General features: G+C 59.4%; 15 protein-coding genes and 2 pseudogenes. 9 read left to right on the top strand and 8 right to left on the bottom strand.

Features of this window, described 5'->3' with window-relative positions; translation table 11 throughout:
* Window positions 1-94 precede the first annotated feature (94 nt).
* Genes C3E99_RS15515 through C3E99_RS15505 form a run of 3 tightly spaced genes read right to left on the bottom strand, consistent with a single transcriptional unit; the run spans window position 95 to window position 3,680 of the window.
* The gene (locus C3E99_RS15515) at window positions 95-1,099 is read right to left on the bottom strand and encodes a site-specific integrase (protein WP_009823939.1); all 1,005 of its coding nucleotides are present in this window, start codon (window positions 1,097-1,099) and stop codon (window positions 95-97) included.
* A complete protein-coding gene (locus C3E99_RS15510; protein WP_009823940.1) occupies window positions 1,096-2,451 on the bottom strand; it encodes a tyrosine-type recombinase/integrase in 1,356 nt (451 codons plus the stop codon). Before C3E99_RS15510 ends, C3E99_RS15515 begins: the two co-directional genes overlap by 4 nt.
* Window positions 2,448-3,680 (bottom strand): site-specific integrase, encoded by a 1,233-nt coding sequence (locus tag C3E99_RS15505; protein WP_007015824.1) that lies wholly within the window; start codon window positions 3,678-3,680, stop codon window positions 2,448-2,450. The genes C3E99_RS15510 and C3E99_RS15505 overlap by 4 nt, the downstream gene beginning before the upstream one ends.
* Window positions 3,681-3,810: 130 nt before the next feature.
* On the opposite strand from C3E99_RS15505, the pseudogene C3E99_RS15500 reads away from it, so the two are divergent.
* The 5 genes and pseudogenes from C3E99_RS15500 to C3E99_RS15480 form a co-directional block, all read left to right on the top strand.
* Window positions 3,811-4,134, top strand: a pseudogene (locus C3E99_RS15500) (hypothetical protein); the annotation flags it as partial.
* A gap of 147 nt (window positions 4,135-4,281) precedes the next feature.
* Complete coding sequence (locus C3E99_RS20290; protein WP_324787682.1) at window positions 4,282-5,208, top strand: MFS transporter; 927 nt, start codon at window positions 4,282-4,284, stop codon at window positions 5,206-5,208.
* Window positions 5,112-6,223 (top strand): IS3 family transposase gene (locus C3E99_RS15490; RefSeq protein ID WP_324787723.1). Its coding sequence is split into 2 segments (ribosomal slippage): window positions 5,112-5,316 and window positions 5,316-6,223, totalling 1,113 coding nucleotides; the frame shifts between segments, so codons are not numbered across the junction. Before C3E99_RS20290 ends, C3E99_RS15490 begins: the two co-directional genes overlap by 97 nt.
* Before the next feature lie 30 nt (window positions 6,224-6,253).
* A pseudogene (locus tag C3E99_RS15485) lies at window positions 6,254-6,850 on the top strand (DUF7146 domain-containing protein); the annotation flags it as partial.
* Between the two features lie 319 nt (window positions 6,851-7,169).
* Window positions 7,170-8,111, top strand: a complete 942-nt coding sequence (locus tag C3E99_RS15480; RefSeq protein ID WP_104960062.1) for a DUF2493 domain-containing protein — start codon at window positions 7,170-7,172, stop codon at window positions 8,109-8,111.
* A 44-nt stretch (window positions 8,112-8,155) separates the two neighbouring features.
* Here the strand turns inward: C3E99_RS15480 and C3E99_RS15475 are convergent, their stop codons facing one another.
* Complete coding sequence (locus C3E99_RS15475) at window positions 8,156-8,686, bottom strand: helix-turn-helix transcriptional regulator (RefSeq protein WP_104960061.1); 531 nt, start codon at window positions 8,684-8,686, stop codon at window positions 8,156-8,158.
* Between the two features lie 103 nt (window positions 8,687-8,789).
* Here C3E99_RS15475 and C3E99_RS15470 point away from each other — a divergent pair, with 103 nt between their 5' ends.
* On the top strand, window positions 8,790-9,596 hold the full coding sequence (locus C3E99_RS15470; protein ID WP_104960409.1) for a COG4705 family protein: 807 nt from the start codon (window positions 8,790-8,792) through the stop codon (window positions 9,594-9,596).
* Between the two features lie 44 nt (window positions 9,597-9,640).
* On the opposite strand, the gene C3E99_RS15465 is transcribed toward C3E99_RS15470, so the two are convergent.
* Both C3E99_RS15465 and C3E99_RS15460 read right to left on the bottom strand, forming a co-directional pair.
* On the bottom strand, window positions 9,641-10,324 hold the full coding sequence (locus C3E99_RS15465; RefSeq protein WP_104960060.1) for an RES family NAD+ phosphorylase: 684 nt from the start codon (window positions 10,322-10,324) through the stop codon (window positions 9,641-9,643).
* 3 nt (window positions 10,325-10,327) lie between these two features.
* On the bottom strand, window positions 10,328-10,738 hold the full coding sequence (locus C3E99_RS15460; RefSeq protein ID WP_199775022.1) for an antitoxin Xre-like helix-turn-helix domain-containing protein: 411 nt from the start codon (window positions 10,736-10,738) through the stop codon (window positions 10,328-10,330).
* A gap of 438 nt (window positions 10,739-11,176) precedes the next feature.
* Here C3E99_RS15460 and C3E99_RS15455 point away from each other — a divergent pair, with 438 nt between their 5' ends.
* Window positions 11,177-11,497: a DUF736 domain-containing protein gene (locus tag C3E99_RS15455; protein ID WP_006966713.1), complete on the top strand. Its 321-nt coding sequence runs from the start codon at window positions 11,177-11,179 to the stop codon at window positions 11,495-11,497.
* 390 nt (window positions 11,498-11,887) lie between these two features.
* Here the strand turns inward: C3E99_RS15455 and C3E99_RS15450 are convergent, their stop codons facing one another.
* On the bottom strand, window positions 11,888-12,283 hold the full coding sequence (locus C3E99_RS15450) for a type II TA system antitoxin MqsA family protein (RefSeq protein ID WP_104960058.1): 396 nt from the start codon (window positions 12,281-12,283) through the stop codon (window positions 11,888-11,890).
* A 153-nt stretch (window positions 12,284-12,436) separates the two neighbouring features.
* On the opposite strand from C3E99_RS15450, the gene C3E99_RS15445 reads away from it, so the two are divergent.
* Together C3E99_RS15445 and C3E99_RS15440 are read left to right on the top strand one after the other, a co-directional pair.
* Window positions 12,437-12,808: a helix-turn-helix domain-containing protein gene (locus C3E99_RS15445; RefSeq protein WP_104960057.1), complete on the top strand. Its 372-nt coding sequence runs from the start codon at window positions 12,437-12,439 to the stop codon at window positions 12,806-12,808.
* Window positions 12,808-14,040 (top strand): type II toxin-antitoxin system HipA family toxin, encoded by a 1,233-nt coding sequence (locus tag C3E99_RS15440; protein ID WP_104960056.1) that lies wholly within the window; start codon window positions 12,808-12,810, stop codon window positions 14,038-14,040. The genes C3E99_RS15445 and C3E99_RS15440 overlap by 1 nt, the downstream gene beginning before the upstream one ends.
* Window positions 14,041-14,206: 166 nt before the next feature.
* Here C3E99_RS15440 and C3E99_RS15435 read toward each other — a convergent pair whose 3' ends face one another.
* Window positions 14,207-15,472, bottom strand: coding sequence for a tyrosine-type recombinase/integrase (locus tag C3E99_RS15435; RefSeq protein ID WP_104960055.1), 1,266 nt, complete (start codon window positions 15,470-15,472; stop codon window positions 14,207-14,209).
* Between the last annotated feature and the right edge of the window lie 428 nt (window positions 15,473-15,900).

Genomic DNA, 15,900 nt, shown 5'->3' with positions numbered 1-15,900 from the left:
ATAAGATGCCTTATCGCGAGGAAGCGGTAATGCGGAGGAACGCGGCGTAGTCCTGCAAAGCTGCGGAACATTTCGCCACGTCCTTCACATTATTCTATAGGGTGTCGAGCCATCCCATCAGATTGGCATCTCGCTTCCACGAAGGTGGCACGTTGCTCGCCGCCGGGGCGCCAACCTGTTCCAGCGCCTTTCGTTTGGTCTCCAGATTGGCCTGAGCATAGTGATTGGTCGTATCGAGACTGACGTGCCCGAGCCAACTGCGGATGACGGTGATATCGACCCCGGCGGCAACGAGGTGGACGGCGGTCGCGTGCCGGAAGCTGTGAGGCGTAACGTGTTTTGACTGGAGGGTCAGCGTCGATTTCGCGGCTTGTTCCACGTAGGCGTTGAGCTTGAACCGCACCCCTGACGCCCCTAGCGGTTCACCGTATCGATTGACGAAGATCCGCTCATCGGGCGCACGCGGCTGTCGCTCCAGTAGCTTCCTGAGCAATGCCACGGTTTCTGGCCAGAGCGGGCAGATGCGTTCCTTGCGCCCCTTGCCGTAAAGACGCACGAAGTTCGGTGCATCGAACCGGATTGCTTCGGGACAGAGGTCAAGCGCCTCTTGGATTCGCGCGCCACTGTTATAGAGGAACGAGAGCAGTACATGGTCGCGCAGCCCTTCGAGTGTCGATCGGTTGGGCTGGGCGAGGATGGCCTCGACCTCCTCGGGCTCGAGGTAGCACGGCGCGGAGGTGGGCTCCCGCTTCAACGGAACAGCCAGGACCTCTGAGCACTGCGCGATGTATTCCGGATTCTTGTCCGCCACGAAGCTGAAGAAGCTGCGGATGGCGGCCAGTCGGCAGTTCCGCGTGCCGATCGTGGTCTTGCGGCCATGCTCGGTATGATGAAGGAACGCGCGCACCTCGCCGGCCGAGACGTCGGTGAGCGTCAGCCGCGCGACCCCGCAGCCTTTTCGCTCCGCGACGAACCGAAGCAGCAGCCGCCAGGTGTCGCGATAAGAGCGGATCGTGTGGATTGACGCGCTGCGCTGCTCGGCCAGCCACTCCTGGAAGAACGCCCGCAACAACGCGGGCAATGGATTGCCTTTCCTCATGGCCGCGCCTCCGTGACAAGGCACGGGGCGCCGAGCGCGCGGAACCGTTCACTGGCTTCCTGCAACAGATCCTGCGTGACGGTGATGTAGACCAGCGTGGAGTGGAGATCCCGGTGCCCCATGTAGGTCGAGAGGAAGTGCAGTTTTTCCTGAGGGTTAATGCCGGACCGGTACCACTGGAGGATGCGGTTCACCACCATCGAGTGACGAAGGTCATGGACCCGCGGCCCGGTCCGGCCCGAAGCGGGCTTGAGCCCAGCACGGCGCATGACGTTGGTAATCATTGTCGTAACCGCCTCGGGCCTGTAGCGGTCATTTAAGTGGGCATGCCAGAACAGCCCTGATTTCGGGTTCTGTGGGCCGCCAGCGCGCCGCCTCGCATCGATGTACGCGCGCAGTTCGACCGCGACACTGTCGGATAGAGGCAAGATCCTGGTCTTGTAGAACTTCGTTTCCCGGATCGTGATCGTGCTTGATTGCAGGTCCACGTCACCAAGATCGAGCCATGCCAGCTCGCTTCGCCGTAGCCCGGCACAATAGGCCAGCATGATCATGGTGTAGAGGGTCAACGGCCGCAGCGGAGCGTCCGGCGACGGATAAGTCCGTGCGGTATCGAGCATACGCCGAACGTCAGCCGGGCTGAAGATATGCGGTTGCCGATGCTCCCGCGCTACTTCCCGCTCTGGCCGGGGATTGAAGCGCTTTGGCGGGATAGTCGGATCGAGGCGGAACCGCGCCTTGGTCAGGATGCGCGCCAGCTTCTGGCATTCAGCCGCGTGGTTGCGGGTCGGCTTGGCAGCCGCCCAGCTCGCAATCATTGCCTCAAGTGGTTGCTCCGCGAGGTCGGGACGGGCCTGAAGGAACCGATCGAACCGCAGCAGCCAGTGAGCCTGCGCTTCATATTGATATCCCCGGCTGCGCATCAGCATGACATGGTCTTGCATGAAGTCACCCAGCACGCTGCCGAAGGGCGCAGGCCGTCGTAACGCGGCCAAGGATTCGTCGGGATTCGGGGAAGCCAAGGCCCGCCAGATCGGCTTGCTTTGCTTGACGTTGTACCGACGGCGAAGTGCAGCAACAGGGTTGTCGGCGATCAGCCCGATTTCGACGAGGTGGTCGAGGAAGCGGTCGACAATGCAGACCTGATTGAGCAGCGTCGACAATCGCCAACGTTTTTGCATCTCCTTCAGCCAGGCGTCGAGCATCTGCCGGTCCACCGCCGGATGCCGGCGGGCAACATCTTCGAAGGTGCAAAGGAACCAGCGATATGTCGGTACGCTTCCCGGCCGGAACTGCGATTTTACCAGGAAGGCGTCGACGACGGTGCGATCGGGATCGTGCCAGGCGCTCATGACAGCACCTCCATTCCAGGCACCTCGAGTGCCACGGCTCGGAGATCATCTGTTGCCAGTTTGAGATAAGTATTGGTGGATTCGGTGGATCGATGCCCGAGCACGTCGCCGATGATCTTTTGCGGGACCGATGCCCGCAGCATTTCGACCGCACGTGCGTGGCGGAAGACATGCGGCCCCCGCTTTCCTGCTGGCACTACGCCTGCGGCGGCCAACCGACCGCGGATCATGCCGTACAGGTTCGTCATTGCGATATAGGGTGCGCAGGATCGGACGAAGATTTCCCGCACTTCAACCTGGGGCCGCCCAAGGCGCAGATAATCCAGCAGCGCTTCACCAACAGTCACCATTAGCGGCATGTACGAGTACGCGTTGGTCTTGGTGTGGCAGATCCGGAGGGATTCTGCGCGCCAGTCCACGTCATCGAGCCGAAGGCGGCATATCTCACCTTCGCGCAGCCCATACGTGGCAAGCAGCTGAAGTATCGCATAATCGCGTAGTCCGCGTGGCGATCTGTCCTCCTGCGTTGTCGCCAGAACCGCGGCGATTTGGCTCCTTTCCAGCGTCGACGGCACATCTTCGTAGGCATAGAGCATGGGGCCGATGATGTGTGGCGTCAGATCGGTCGGGATGCGACCCGTCCGATGCAGATGGCGAACCACCGAACGGAGACGCTCAGCGACATCGGCCAATGATTTGCGCCGTAAACCAGGCGCGCGCATGTCCATGTAGAGATCGATGTCCACGATGCTCAACGTTTCGAGGCTGGCGGCACCGGCCCGGTCGAACTGCCATCGCAGGAAGTTTCGCGCCTCCCACATCAGCGCCGCAATGGACGCGCTTGCCAAACCGCGCTCCTCGCGCAGCCATGCCTCGTATTCGCGGCAAATTTCATGTCGATGCTCGTCATCGGGACCGATCATTTCTGCGTCCGGGGGCCAATTGCCTTGAGCAAGCCGGAGGAGCTTGGCGATCGCGGTGCGGGGCAACATGTGCCAACGCGCACTGGGAGGCCGACCGTACTGGATCTCAAAATCCTGAACCGCATAGCCAAAATACTGATCGACCTGCTGCGGCGTCACAGTCTCGACCTGTATATCGCACTCGGCCAGATAATCGAGAAACGCGCGGGCGTAGAGACGGTGGTTCGCCACGACCACGGGATTGTAATTCTGTGTGGTGAGCGAATTCGAGAGTTCGGTGATCAACTCGTCATGCAACTTCAACATGATTGCCTCCTCAGCTGGTCCAGGGACCGCCGAGGTTCGCAACCAATATAATGCGCAGCAACTGCGCACACTATCATGGGAATTCGCCGGTTACGCCGCGCTCCTCCGCATTACCGCTTCCTCGCGATAACAGGTCATTCACACCCATCTCGATGCGGCGCTCGAAGCATCGGGCGTTACCAGTGCATCCCATGGGACCTTGAACGCACAGGCCCGGTCGGCAGCGCGATCAGCGTTCGAAAGCGCCAAGCAACGCTTCTTCAATCACCTGATCACCGCAATGCAGACGCCAAGCACCATTCAGACGATGCAGCGCGATCTTGAGGCCGGCCATGCCTGCGTTGTTCAGATCGTCTCGACGGGCGAAGCTCTGCAGGAGCGGCGGCTTGCCGAAATCCCGACCGACGAATGGGACGACGTTTCCGTGGACATCACGCCGCGTGAAACGATGTTATCCGGAGATCCGGATAACACATATTCTTTGCAGTCGAGATTTATGTCGAGCGGTTCGCGCGCAGGCGCAGAATTGCGAGATGAAGACATCGATTCTACTCCAGATAATTAAGGTGATACCGCGCTGGACGCGAGGTCAGGAGCGGTGATGGAATTTGAGATTCGGAGAGGTTGGGGATGGCTGCTCCTTGCGGCGTTGGCTGTTTCAACGGTCGGCGATGAGGTCACGCTGATCACGTTGATGTTTCGGACTGCTGGTGACCAAGCTTCACTCGCAGTGCCGCTATTGCTGATCGCACAGCTTGTTCCGGGGCTCATTGCCGCGCCCTACATCGGAAGGCTGACCGATCGTCGGGACGCTGGGCTGCTGCTAATTGTTGCCTCGCTTCTGCAGTCGGTGGTGATCGCATGGATTGCTTTCAGTCCAGGCCTCGTCGCCACCATTCTCGGGGCGGCCGCCCTTGGCCTGTTGTTCGCCGTCAGCGGTACGGCGACATTCGCCCTCATCCCTGTCCTGGCTCAAAGATTGGGCATGCCTCTTGCCCGAGCAAATGCGGCTCTGGAGATCGTGAGGAGCAGTGGGATGCTGATAGGCCCTGTGCTCGGCGGACTGTTGGTGGCTTGGGGAGGAAGCTCAAACGCGTTGCTGCTTGATGCCGCGAGCTTCATTGTTCTGGCACTAGTCGTCCGGGGCAGTGGGCTGTCGCGGCGTATAAGTCCTCCCTCCGAATCTTCTACTACCCCACCAACCCTACTTTCCGAGTATCTTCCTCTTCTTCACGACCGACGTATCACGATCATGGTGGGTGCCTTGTCGTTGGAAGTGTTCGCAACGGCGATTGCCGATGTAGCGTTTGACCTGCCCCCTGCTGAGTGGCCCAGAGACTATGATAGTCAGGACCACGAAAGGGACGATGAATGCCAAGCAAGAAGCACAAGCCGGAAGAGATTATCGGCAAGCTGCGTGAAGTTGAGATTGTGCTGGCGCAGGGTGCATCGACAGCAGAAGCCTGCCGGCGGATTGCGGTCAGCGAGCAGACCTATTATCGCTGGCGCAAGGAATATGGCGGCCTGAAGACCGATCAGGCGCGCCGTATGAAGGACTTGGAGAAAGAGAATCAGCGGCTTCGCCGGGCGATCTCCGATCTGACATTGGACAAGTTGATCCTTCAGGAAGCTGCACGGGGAAACTTCTGAGCCCCGCGCGGCGACGGCGCTGCATCGATCATGTGCGACGAGAGCTTCCGGTGTCCGAGCGACGGATCTGCCGGGTGCTGGGTCAGCATCGATCGACGCAGCGCAAAGTGCCACGCGGGGCGGATGACGAACAGGCGCTGACCCAGGACATCATCGCGTTGGCGAAGCAATATGGTCGCTACGGCTATCGCCGGGTAACGGCGTTGCTGTGCCATGCGGGATGGACGGTGAACCATAAACGGGTCGAGCGGATCTGGCGACGTGAGGGGCTCAAGGTCCCGCAGCGCCAACCAAAGCGTGGCAGGCTGTGGCTCAATGACGGATCATGCATCCGCCTGCGCCCGGAGTATCCGGGGCATGTATGGGCCTACGACTTCGTCGAGGGTCGTACGCATGATGGCCGCAAGTTCCGCATCCTGACAATCATCGACGAGGCCAGCCGAGAATGCCTGGCGCTCATCGTGGCACGTCAGCTGCGTCATGAGGATGTGCTGGCCGCCTTGGCGGAGTTGTTCATCATGCGTGGCCCGCCCGCGCACATACGCTCGGACAACGGCGCCGAATTTATCGCCAATGCCGTCCAGAAATGGCTCGGCCAGATCGGTGTGAAGACGCTCTACATCGCACCGGGATCACCATGGGAGAATGGCTATAATGAAAGCTTCAACGGGTCGCTTCGCGACGAACTGCTCAATGGCGAGATCTTTTACAGCCTTGCCGAGGCAAAAGTGCTCATCGAAGCATGGCGGCGTCATTACAACACCGTCCGTCCACACAGCAGTCTGGGCTACCGGCCACCGGCGCCAGAAACGGCTTCACCGCCATATCCGGCCTCCGGTTCCGCTTCGCTCCACCTCCACCCGGATATGGCGGCGGTGAACATAATCCACTAACACAACAACCGGTCCACTCGGTGGGGGCAGATCAATCTGTCCGGCATAGATCAGCTGCGTTTCCATCCGCGCTGCTACTATCGGCCTGCTGAAGATGATGTCCCTGGTGTGCGGGAGGCATGGCCCGCCATGATCGCTGCAGTCACCGACAATGAGGGCACTATCACGGGGGTTCACCGCACTTGGCTTGATCCACAATCCCACGACAAAGCCGCTGTCGCATATCCACGACGCGCCATGGGGCACTTGCTCGGCTCGGGCGTCCGGTTCGGCAAAGCGGATGGTGTCATGGTTGCCGGTGAAGGCCTCGAAACCCTGCTGTCACTGCGACAGGTGATGCCATCCATGGCGATGATCGCAGGGCTATCGGCCGCCCACCTCGCTGCCATCCAGTTCCCTGCCGCGCTGCGCTGCCTCTATGTCGCGCGCGATGATGATCCAGCCGGGGCAACGGCATTGTCGACCTTGACCGAGCGATGCGAGCCGTTGGGCATTGCGGTCATACCGCTTGAACCCCGGCTCGACGATTTCAACAGCGACCTTACCGCCTACGGCCACGAGCGGTTGGCAGCGGCCATTCGGGTGCAGCTCTGCGCCGCCGATGCCGTGCGGTTTCTCAAAGAGTGAGCGAAGCTGGCCGGTAAGCGGGGGATTTTCCGGGGCAGTGGGGCGCATGGCTACCTCTCCCGGTCCTTGAAGGTCGCCACGCCCTCGGCCTTCGGGAGGGGGCGACTGCGGCAGCGAACACGGGCACCGCAATGGCTGCGCTGCGGCTATTTTCCGCCGGGGCTGCGCCCCTTTGCATCGCGAAACAAAATTGCCTTGCTTCGCCATCCTCCGCTGGCGCTCCGGCCGCGCGTTTCCGCGCGGTGCAGACCCGTGCCCGCCGCCGCTGGTCGTCGCCACGAAGGCCGCGAGAGGCGCGGCTCAGGACACGGAGACCATCATGGCAAGCGCCCCAGATCTTCCCCTTGAAGACACCACCCCCGAACTCGGCTCAACCGCCTATCTCCTCCAGGAAATGCAACTCTACGGCTATCGACCCTTCGAAGACGAACCTGATGGCAGGCCGCTCCCCGATGCCCGCCTTGCAGGTGGCGCGGTCGCCGACATGTTCGACGGGCTTGTCTCGGCTTTGATCGACACCCGCATTGAACCCGATCTCGAAGACCTGCTCTGGAACGTCGTCAACATCTTCCACCGCGCCGGCGAGCGGATCGAACGCGATCTTGACGACAATGAACAGGCGCAAAAACGCCTTCAACGCGAACAGGATGGCAGCGAAGTGCGCTCTGTCGAACTTGAGCGCCAGATCGCCGAAGGCATCTCACTCATCGAACGCCGAGACACGATGGAATTCTTCCGCGAAGCCGCCGCCGATCAATTCCGCATCCACGCCCGCAAGGCCTGGACGCCCCGCACCGGATCCCGCGTCAACCGGAAGGCCATGACCTCAGCCATCATCGACAGCCGCGACTTTCTCGACAAGCGTGCCAGAGAAAATGCGCGTGTACTATTGCCCGAAGGCACGCGTATCGCCTTCACCGGTGGCCCCGATTGCAACGATCACTCGGCCATCTGGGATGTCCTCGACCGAGTTCATGCGCGTCATGCCGACATGGTCTTGCTCCACGGTGCCACACCCACCGGTGCCGAACGCGCCGCCGCTTGTTGGGCTGATACGCGCCGCGTGCCGCAGGTCGCCTTCCGGCCTGACTGGAACCGACACAAGAAGGCCGCGCCGTTCAAGCGCAACGACCGGATTCTTGAAGCTCTGCCAGTAGGTCTGGTCGTATTTCCGGGCACCGGCATCCAGGACAATCTGGCTGACAAGGCGCGCAAGATGGGCATTCCGCTCTGGGATTTCCGGGAGCGTCGGTCAGGATAAGCGCCGCTTGGACGCCGGTCTAAAGCCATTCGCAGTTCAACATTCTAGGGCCTGGTTGGAGCGTCCAGAAGGTCTTCGATGAAGAGTGATACCAGCATCGCCTGGCTGGTAACTCCAGCCTTCGAGTAAATCTGACTTAATTGCGAGCGCACGGTGCCTGTAGCGACTCCTCTCAGCTCTGCAATTTGTGCGACATCGCACCCTTTCAAGGCAAAAAGGGCAACATCGCCTTCCCCCGGCGTCAATCCCCATTCCTGAAAACGCACGGCCATATGGTCCATGAGCGCGCCCTTCGCGCGGGCGAGCGAATGCTCGTTCCAGCGCAACTCTCTGGTCAAATGAACGACGTAGCGCGAACTCAGGAAAATACCGCCGAGCAAGGCCACGGCGATGAAAAATTCGATCGCCGTCGCGAGACTGAAACCATGCTTTGCCTCAACGAGATAGTCCTCGATAGCGTCCACCGCGAAGAAGGCGGCCGCAACAATTTGCAAAACAGTGATCGCCACCGGGAAAGCCCGGCGATCTGTTAGTTTTCGGACCTTTTCGGGTATGGTTGTTTTGCGTTGGGGCATCGGGCATTCGTTGATGGTGGGGATATAAGCGCCTGCTTATAGGCAGATGCCTCGCGACGGCCTAGCCGCGAACGCGACTATCGTTCGAGGCAGGTACGAAACCATGACTGAAGATTTGAAAACTGCATTGACCAAAGTCCCTGCACTGACGCTGGGCTTCTGGATTATCAAGATTCTGGCGACGACCTTCGGCGAAACCGCCGGAGATACCGTCTCGATGTCGTGGCTGGGCGAAACCACCGCCAATGCAGCAACTTCCTTCTGGCAAGGTGGCTATCTGATTGGCACCGCGATTTTCGCGTCAGTGCTGGCGGTGCTGGTTATCCTGCAAATCCGCGCAAGCCGCTTCAATCCCTGGCTCTACTGGGCAACGATTATAGCTTCGACAACAGCCGGGACGACTCTGGCCGACTTCGCCACCAGATCGCTGGGCATTGGCTATCCCGGCGGTTCGATCTTGCTGCTCTCACTCGTACTGCTTTCCCTGTTCGTCTGGCACCGTGCGCTCGGCACGATCTCGGTCAGCTCGGTGCATGAACCTAGGGCCGAACTCTACTACTGGCTGACGATAACCTTCTCGCAAACGCTCGGCACCGCGCTCGGGGATTGGATTGCCGATGGGCCACTCGGCTATCTCGGATCAGCCTTGATTTTCAGTTCTTTGCTCGCGTTGCTCGCTTTGGCTTATTGGCGCACGAGCATCAGCCATGTCGCGCTTTTCTGGGCAGCGTTCATCCTTACCCGTCCGCTCGGTGCAGTTGTTGGCGATTTTCTCGACAAGCCGATCGCCAAAGGCGGCTTGGAGCTGAGCCGAGTGAGCGCATCGGCAGTTTTGATCATCGCTATCGTGGTTCTCATTTCAACAATCAGGCAGAGGGCAGCTAGCACCGGCACCAGTCAGGCGGCTTGAGTTGAGTAAGAGCGGCCGACGCTAGGCGCGATCTTGTCCACGCATCAGCTCTCCAGCAAACGCTTTTCATAGACCGTCCTGATCTCGCTACCGTCCCACACATAGCACAAATGCCGTTCCTGGCGGCAGTTCGATAACAACCGAGGCCCGAACACAGCGGCACATTCGCCGCCGGGATCGCGGACGCTTTCATAGACAATCCCGTCCGACCCTGCATCGCGCAAGGTCCGCGCGGTTTCCTGCGACAGGGCATAACTGCTCGGATGGTACAGCGCGGGCAACGCCTCTCGCTGCCCGCGGATGTCATGAAGGCTCGCGTCGAGATCGACGGCATAAACCCGCATGTCCAGTTCCTGCGCCGGTTCGTCGGTCGCCTCAAGGAACTGCGTGCGGTGATGCCTGGTTTCGGCAATTGCGGTTGCCAGTGTCAGTCCAGCATAGAAGACACCGTAGCTACCGTCGGTGAAGCGGTCGCCGACTGGATTGAGATGGGTGAATGCCGCCATAATCGGCGAGGAGCCGGGGCCTGAGACGCGGTCCTCGGGCGGCACTAGGGACAATTCGCCTGCCTCGTCGCGCAGGCGGTCATTGGTCATCGCCTCGATGGCGTAGACCGCTTCAAGATCTGCAGGATCGGCAACCGCCTCAAACAGCGAGATCGGCGGAAATCGGCTCGGGATGATGCGGTAGCAGGGCGTCCAACGGACTTCAGACGTGGGAATGTCCACGGGTCAGCCGCGCTGCCCGTCAACATACTGGCGCACGACATAGAGGTCGGCGACATTGCCCGACATCATCCGGTCAAGCGCCGAGGCGCCGCCGAAAACCTGCGCTTTGTTGGGTTTGCGCACCCACTCATCGGCTGTCTTGGGCAGCAGGATTTGGAGGCCTTTGTAGATGCCCATGACATAAGAAATCCGCTCCAGCGCATCCTTGGGCAGCGCCGCGACCACACCGCGTTTCCATGACTGGAAGGTCGAGCGGCTTTCCAGGCCGAGCAAACGCATTTGCTCTTGCTCTTTCAGGCCCCAGGCATCGGCAATGCGGAAGAACGTCCGCAGGGCTGGTCCCGTCAGATCCTTGCGGTCGAGGCTCTTGGCAAGTCCCTTTGCAGGCGGTTTGGCTGCAGCTTGGATACCCATGGCGGCACGTCCTTTCATGGCTCCATATGCTTATATTCTGCACAAAAGTCAATATGAGGGCTGATATTGCACATTACAACCTGTGTGCTGCAGCGAAAACTTTCCGCTGTTGCTCGTCCGCTGCCCAAGGCAACGACGCCTCTCGATCAGCCATTGGCTGCGTGTGAGGGATGATTGCTGCTGCGCTCCATGCAATGATCCGGAGGAGAGGAAGCCTCCGACTTTTGGTCGATGAAAACGGCGATTGCCCACTGACATTCGTTCTCGGGCGGAGCGAAAACCACCCCTCCTTGTCGCCTGCCTGCGGGTCTCGTCTCGCCTAATACCGTCAACCCCGTGCGGGGTTCGCCCTTCGCTGACGCTGCGGTGACGGCGGCTCCCGGCCCCTTCTTTTGGCGCCATCGGGGATGGTCCCCGACCACCTTTAGGAGAAACAACATGGCTACCATCGCAAACCTCACCGTGAAGTCCGACGACAGCTTCGAAGGCAACCTCGCAACGCTGACCGTCTCCGCACCGATCGCCATCATCCCCAACAACCGCAAGACCAAGGACAGCGAACCCGACTACCGCATCGTCAGCCGCAAGAACGGCTTCGAGCTGGGCGCAGGCTGGAAGCGCTTCTCGCAGAACACCGGCGCCGAATATGTCTCGGTCTCGCTCTCAGCTCCTGAATTCGGCACCATCTATGGCAACATCGCCAACGCTCCCGGCGATGACCCTTCGAAGAAGGTCATCATCTGGAACCCGCCGAGCTAAGGCGCCAGCGTCGGCCCCGCCTTCGTGCGGGGCCGAGCTAACGCCAATGCAAGAAAAGCAGCATGTTCGACGCCACGCGCATTGCCTGGAAATAATGGGCGATGCAGAGCGAATGGCGACTATGACGGCGTCTGCATCGACATATAGGTCTCGCGCGAATTGGACGAGATCGTCGGCTTGCGCGCGCTTGGCATCGATCGCCTTGCCAGCCAGATGTATGGTCGCGGAATTATCTCGCATCTCACATGCGCGATAATTCCGAAATCTGGAGCGCGCCGAGCTGGGGCATCGGCCCCGCCTTCGGGCGAGACCATCTGTGCTTGGTCCCGCTGCATGTCCGAAATACGTGTGCGTTTTTCGGACAGCGCCCTGGAAGCGCCTCTTACTGGCCTACCGTCGGATATTGCGGAGAGTTGTCACCTCTTCCGGATGGCGATCAAGAATCTCAATCAAGCCGACCGCAGCTTCGCTGGGCTGCATTGTACCACGCTCATACTTTTGGAACGCTCGCCGTCCGCCTCCAATGATCCGGCCAGCTTCCTCCTGGGTCAGACCCAGCTTCTTACGAACGGCCTTGATCCGCGCCGCATAAGCCACGCGCAGTTCGCGATAGGCGCAATCTACAGCTTGCAAATCTTCGCCGGAGTGGACCGAATCGCTATCGTCCTCCGGATACCAGCCGTGGACATCGACATCTCGCGACAAAGATCCCACGCAAACCGTTTGTGCGCGGGCATCGCGGCGCAGGAGTTTGCCGGTATCAGGGTGAATTCGCGTTTGGGCCATAGGTCACGAATACACCTTCAAGGTTGTTTCGGCCATTGGAAATCGAAGTGCCGTGTTGCCTCAGTTTGCACCATGGCATCCCGACTTGCGACAGATTACAGTATGTCATATATGGATATTAAAATCTTTTAGAAGTTCATATATGGGTGTTTTATGGGTTCTCCGAAATCGAAGTTGGCCTTGGAGCGGCTGGGACAGGACATTCGTGGCGCTCGTCTCAGACGCGGCATAGCCATTGCCGATCTCGCCGTAAGGTCCGGAACATCGCCGAGTTCCATCGCGCGCTTGGAAAAGGGGGATTCAGGTGTCGGGATCGGCACACTGGCCGACGTTCTTGTGGCACTTGGCCTCATCGAAAGGCTCAGCGATCTCGTGGATATCCGCAAAGACGATTTGGGCTTGGCGCTGGCAACGCAGCAACTGCCCAAACGGGGCAAGACCTTTGCGTCTTCAATGCGCAAGCAGAAGTCGCAGAGCGATGGCAATGGCAACACGGACTCTGATCCCGAAGGCATTGGGTTTTGATGGCTCAGTTTCATGCCCACGTCGCACTTGGCGAGTCGTTGGCGCCCGTCGGCCAATTGCGCTTTACCCAAGCAGGTCCGCGTCAATTTTCAGCATTCATGTATGACAAATCATGGGTCGACGATCCACGAGCTTTTGAAATCCAACCCGGCTACTCGCTTGATAGCGGGCCATTCCACACTTCCGGGCAGGCGGGTTTGTCCCGCGACGCCCTTGCTGGCGTTTTTGCGGATGCTGCACCCGATAGTTGGGGACGACGCCTTCTTGAATTGGCCTATGGCAAGGGCTTGTCCGAGTTTGAGTATCTGACGCTAACCGATGATCACTGCCGCCAGGGCGCGCTTCGTTTTCTGGGTGACAATGGTGCCATCATTCGCGGAGCCGCTGTTGATGCCGTACCCAGGGTCATCGATCTTGAAACGATCACCACCATTGCCCGCGCCTATGAGCAAGGCCATGATATCAGCCACGAGGAAATGCGGGCGCTGGCCGGAGCTGGCGGGTCAGGGGGAGCGAGGCCCAAGGCAAATGTGAGGGATGGAGAAGATCTCTGGCTGGCGAAATTCACCTCAGTCCACGACCAGCAGCCGATCGAACGGGTGGAGGTGGCAACAATCAGACTGGCGAAGGCCTGCGGTATCAGAACGCCTGATGTGCGGCTGGAACTAGGAGACACCCCTTTTCCGGTCGCCTTGGTCAAGCGCTTCGATCGCCGAGGCACAGCCCGTATACCCTACATTTCGGCGCGCACTGCTTTGGGCAAGACTGGAACCGAACTTGGGTCATACACTGAAATCATAGACTTCATGCGCGCCAACTCGGCGGATCCTGCCGCTGACTTCCGCGAACTTTTCCTCCGCTTGGTATTCACGATCCTCGTATCCAACAAAGATGACCACCTAAAAAATCATGGGTTTCTGTACGTGGGCAACAACCGTTGGCGCCTGTCGCCAATGTTTGACGTGAACCCGGCGCCGGACCGGAACCCGCATCTTGAAACTGCCATCCTGGAAGGCGGTACGCACGAGCGCTCAATCGCAATGGCGCTCGAAGCCTGCGCATTTTTCGAAATCGAAGAACCTGTTGCTCGAACGATTATTCGGCAAACAGCAGAGCAGATATCGCAAAGTTGGCGCGTTGCCTTACGAGAGGAAGGTGTTTCTGGGGCTCTTGCACGGGCGTATGAACCAGCCTTTGCAAACGATCAGATGGCAACAGCACTCACACTATAACGCCATATTTGAAAGATAAAATGCCACTATAATTCACATATGATGGACAAATAGCTTTGCGGACCTGTCGTGGTCATGCGGTCCCATATGGGTGACGGCGGCGCAGCATTGGTTATAAGATCATCACGCCAGCGCCGCGGGCATATCCGCTAGCTTTCGCTATGGATTAGGCTTGAGGCAGCTTTTCCAATCGCTTTGCACCCATTTCGAGCAACCGGGCGATTTCATCGGATGTCCGCTGGACGGCAAGCTTGAGTGCGTCGTCAATGTGGATGTAATCCTGCGTCACATTCTGCGAGGCATGGCCCAACATGGCGCGGATCGTCAGTTCGGAGAACCCGAGTTCGCCGGCCATACTGCCGAATGTGTGCCGCAATGTATGAGGCGTAACGCCTTTCAATTCGACGAGCTGACAAACACGCTGGAGCACCGAGCCGACGGCGGTAAACGGTCCGTCTGATGACATGGACGGGAACACATAAGGGCTGCCCGCCACCTCTGGCTGCGTCATAACGACTTTGGCGGCTTCGGGTCCTAGCGCGCGGATCTGCGCATCGCTTTTCGTGTCAGGGAAGGCCACATAAAGGCCATGTGCATTGACCCAGGCGCGCTGCATCGCCTGCGCCTCCTCTCGCCGGTAGCCGGTAAGAATAAGGGTGCGGATGACCGCAAGGCCTGTCGGACTGTCTCCTCTGCGTTCGGCGTAGGCTAAGCCCTTGCCAAGCATTTCGATCTCTTTCGAGCTCAGGCGCCGGGTCCGCTTCTGGGTCGCAAGCTTTTTAGCGCCCTTGGTAGGATGCTGATCAATCAGGCCCTTGTGCTTGGCGTGGCCAAGGATCGCCTGCAATGTGCCGACGCAGCGGCCTGCTACGCCGGGGCCACCGGTGGCTTTCCCACCGCGGCCGCCAGATCGCAGCTTCGCGGTTTTGCCGTGCAGAACGTCGGTCTGCATCTTCTCGACATCGGCAATCGTCAGGTGCCGCGCTTTGCGGTTACCGAGCAGCGGCTTGATGTGCGTCTCAATGCGGCTCTCATCCATGTTCAGGGAAGACGTCTTGATCGGACGGTTCCGGCGGCCAAGCAGATTTCCGGCGCGAGCCTCCTTCAGATACCAGTCGCACATCGCCGTGACCGTCATCTCTGCGCGCGCCGCGATCACCTCTTCTGCTGGGTCCAGGCCCGCCGCAACTTCACCCAGTTTGATCTTGGCCAGATCGCGGGCCTGCTCGACGGTGATCAAACCAAAACGCCCGATCTTGACCCGGCGAATACGCCCTTCCTGGTTCACATATTGGATGACGAACGACTTCACGCCGCTCGCTCCAACCCTAATTCCGAACCCTTTGATCTCGGTGTCCCAAAGGAAGCTCTGTCCGGATGCCGGAATCGATAAAGCGTCGATATTCCGCTTGTTTAGCTTCGCCAGTGCCATTCAGACCTCCAAATCATATTACGCGGACCCTGCCGGAGGGCAAAAGTAACAGTAACGTAATAGGATTTTATCGTTTCGAGGCCAAGAGACGGAAATGCGCTTCGGCGTAAAAACTCATAAACCGTTGTTTTATAGTAATATCTACAACCGCCGGATACTGCGGAAAAGGCTGACCCTAACGTTGCCAAGGTTGGGGTCGAGGGTTCGAATCCCTTCGCCCGCTCCAGTTTTCCATATAATATCAGCCATTTAGGCAGCGCGGCGTCCGGCGCTGTTTGATGCGTATTTCATCGGGCTACCACCGGGCTACCACGGCGGCGGGCCGTTCACCGCTGTCTCGCGTTGTGTTTTGGTGGCCGAGCAACTGTTTGTAATTGGCTCATCTTCACGGCAGTATTATCTCTTGCCCGAGGATGTGGATCGGCGTG

Source organism: Sphingopyxis sp. MG (genome assembly GCF_002953155.1).
GTDB lineage: Bacteria > Pseudomonadota > Alphaproteobacteria > Sphingomonadales > Sphingomonadaceae > Sphingopyxis > Sphingopyxis granuli.
Note: the sequence above shows the minus strand (reverse complement) of the source record. Positions and strands in the feature narration are given on the sequence as shown.